Annotated in this window: 3 protein-coding genes; 2 read left to right on the top strand and 1 reads right to left on the bottom strand. The window is 62.5% G+C overall.

Annotated elements, in window-relative coordinates; all coding sequences use genetic code 11:
• Positions 1–339: 339 nt before the first annotated feature.
• Entirely contained in the window at positions 340–1,761 is a 1,422-nt protein-coding gene (locus SY1_RS00915; RefSeq protein WP_208872505.1) for a TolC family protein, read from the top strand.
• 61 nt (positions 1,762–1,822) lie between these two features.
• Here the strand turns inward: SY1_RS00915 and SY1_RS00910 are convergent, their stop codons facing one another.
• Positions 1,823–2,095, bottom strand: a complete 273-nt coding sequence (locus SY1_RS00910) for a hypothetical protein (RefSeq protein ID WP_208872504.1) — start codon at positions 2,093–2,095, stop codon at positions 1,823–1,825.
• Positions 2,096–2,138: 43 nt separating this feature from the next.
• On the opposite strand from SY1_RS00910, the gene SY1_RS00905 reads away from it, so the two are divergent.
• Positions 2,139–2,831: a transglycosylase SLT domain-containing protein gene (locus SY1_RS00905; protein WP_208872503.1), complete on the top strand. Its 693-nt coding sequence runs from the start codon at positions 2,139–2,141 to the stop codon at positions 2,829–2,831.
• Positions 2,832–2,854 lie beyond the last annotated feature (23 nt).

The raw sequence follows: 2,854 nt of genomic DNA, 5'->3' as shown, positions 1-2,854 counted from the left end.
CCGAACCCCTCCGCCGCCCTTGGCAGCAGCTCCATGACCTCGATGCGCTTGATCTCTTTTTGTGACAAGGCCACTCGCTCCTGCTTCATAACCCAAGTATCACCGAAAGACCTGCCCGCTGTGTCGGAGGGTGAGATTTTCTTTGACTACTTATAGGGTGACATTATCACTGATCAACGACAACAACCAGCCCCTTGAAAATTGACGCGGCTGGAGCGCGGGTATAGAATATATCGATAAAACATGGCGTCAACATGGATTCTGCGACGGTTTCGTCCGTGGGCTCTCAGGGAACCCGATCCGATGGTTCTTAGAAATGATGATACCGAGGTGGTCGCGTTGAAGCGTATTCTCAAGTTGTTCCTGTTGTTTCTGTGCCTGACCGGCGTCCTTGCCGGCGAGGCCGCTGCGCTGGTGCAGATGAGCTTTCGGGATTACCTGAAGGAAATCCTGCTGAACAACCACGCCCTGCGGTCCGGCGTCAAGGCCGTCGAGGCGAACTACTACGCCGTGCTGGCGGCCATGGGCACGCAGCGCCCCAGCCTGGGTCTCAGCGCGAAGGGGGCCTGGCTCTCCGAGATGAACGGCGAGGACAACTACACCATGGGCAGTGCGGGCCTCGCCCTGACGCACCGCATCGACCTGTCGGGGAAGTACTCGCTGGAAGAGCGCCAGAACGTCCTGGGCTACGAGATCGCACGGGCGCAGTTCGACGCGAACGTGAACGCCCTCGTGGCCACGGCGGAAGAGACATGGTGGTCGGCGGTCCTGGCCCGCGAGAACGTGCGGCTTCAGCGGGAGATACTGCGCCAGCGGGCGGAGAACCATCGCGTGACGCTGGAAAAGTACCGCCAGCAGCTGGTCCCGAAGCTGGACGTGGTGCGCAGCGACGCTCAGGTGGTGGAGGCGGAGACGCTGGTGAAGAGCGCGGAGACGACCTACAGCAACCTGCTGGCCAACCTCTCCTACCTGGCCGGAGGGCTGGACGTGGAGCCGCGGAACGAGCCCCTGCACGTCCCGGCCTTTGACATGACGCTGAGCTACGACGAGGCGCTGAAGAACCGTCCGGACATGCGTGCGGCGCAGCTGACGCTGGATCGGGCGAAGGTGGTGAAGAAGCTGACGGCCCGCGGGCTCTCCCCGACGCTGGACGTCAACCTCCAGTGGACGGCCTGGGCCGACCCCGACGTGTCCGCCACGCCCCAGAGCCATGAGGCCCAGGCGGGGCTCTCCCTGAACGTCCCGATCTTCGACGGGCACCGAACGAAGTACGGCGTCCTGAACGCAGACCGCATGGTGCAGTCCGCGGAGGCGGCCCTGGACTCCCTGAAGGAGGAGACCCGACAGGACCTCACCGTGGCGATGAACAACTGGAAGAACGCCGAGGCGCTCGAGGTGGACAAGAAACGCCAGATGGCCCGTTCCGAGGAGGAGCTGCGCATCACGGAGCTGATGTACGCGGAGGGCATGGGCGCCCAGATCGACCTCATCAATGCCCAGACGGCCTACCGCACCGTGCGGACGGAGTACCTGGACGCCGTGAAGAGCATGTACGTGGCGCTGGTCGCCATGCGCAAGGCCATCGGGGACTACGCGCCCAACGAGGACGGGGCATGGAAGGAGGCCATCGTCCGTTACGGCAGGGGATGCGAGGTGGCGGGCGAGGTCGGGCTGGCCGGCCTGCGCGGGGAGCGCCGTCAGGGCGAGGAAACGTCTGCGAAGTCCTCGGAGGGGGCAGAATCTCCGAAGAAGAAACGATAGCTGGGGCGATCTCGGCCCTGCTGTGCAGGCCCCGTGCGGGGCCTGCGCCCGTGAGGAGGATTCAGGGGAAAAGGACAGTTCCTTTTCCCTTTTTTTTCGGATTTTTAGCTTTGAGCCCTGTGTTAGTATCTCTACCATAAATTTTTCTGTGCGGGGTTTCAGCGTCTCGGACTTCTTTGGCGAAACGGGGCGGGAGAGGCGAGAGGATCGCCCACGCCCTTTGAGAGAGGATGCGTTTACATTCAGGTAAAGAAGCTGTGATGTGCTGTCTGGCGTCTGTTGGTCTGCGGGCTTGAGCGTTTGTGGAAACGGCGTTCTCTTTTTCGTCCGTCATCCAGTCAGGCAGGACCCCAAAATCTGTTCAGGGGGGACGCCCAGTGAAATTTCGGAATGTCGCGCGCGGGCGCGGCGCAATTTGGTGTCTGTTGGCGGTGGGGTTCTTCGCCCTTCCGGGCGCGGCGGGAGCGAACGACGAGAAGGTCGAGCGCCTGTTCGGAAAGTCCGAGCCGTTGATCACGGCGAACCTCCTTCCCAGGGAGCCCGTGACCGTCACGGCGGCCCGTAACAAGGAGAAGGCCCCGAAGAAGGCCGTCGCGGGCCAGCGGGACCGCGAGGCGGAACTGAAGAGCATCGAAGCCCTTCTCTTTCGCTACAACAAGAGGCTATCGCCGCAGAAGGCGCGACTTTACGCGGAGTTCATCGTCGAGGCGGGGCAGCAGTTCCATCAGGACCCCTTCGTCATCGCGGCCATGATCGTCAACGAGTCCAGCGCGCGGCACGACGCCCTTTCCCGCGGCGGGGACTACGGCCTGATGCAGGTGCGGTGGCGTGTCCACAAGCGCAACATCACGAAGAAGTATCCCCACATTAAGCAGGCGAAGGACATGTTCGACCCGAAGTACAACGTCCTGGTGGGCACGGAGATATTCTCCCGCTGCTGTGCGGCCTCCGCGGACCTGCAGAGCGGACTTCTGCGCTACAGCGCCGGCAATCGGCGGCTGGCCCGCAAGATCGTTGCGGAGGTCAAAAGGTTGGAGGACGCCTATCAGCACCACCTGAAGAACAGCTGATACCAAATCGCGTCCAATGTGGA

The organism is Fretibacterium fastidiosum (assembly GCF_000210715.1).
GTDB classification, from domain to species: Bacteria; Synergistota; Synergistia; order Synergistales; family Aminobacteriaceae; genus Fretibacterium; species Fretibacterium fastidiosum.
Note: the sequence above shows the minus strand (reverse complement) of the source record. Positions and strands in the feature narration are given on the sequence as shown.

Bases quoted from the DNA above. Each gene is read 5' to 3' on its own strand.
- SY1_RS00910 (WP_208872504.1), bottom strand. From the start codon at position 2,095: ATGACGGACGAAAAAGAGAACGCCGTTTCCACAAACGCTCAAGCCCGC.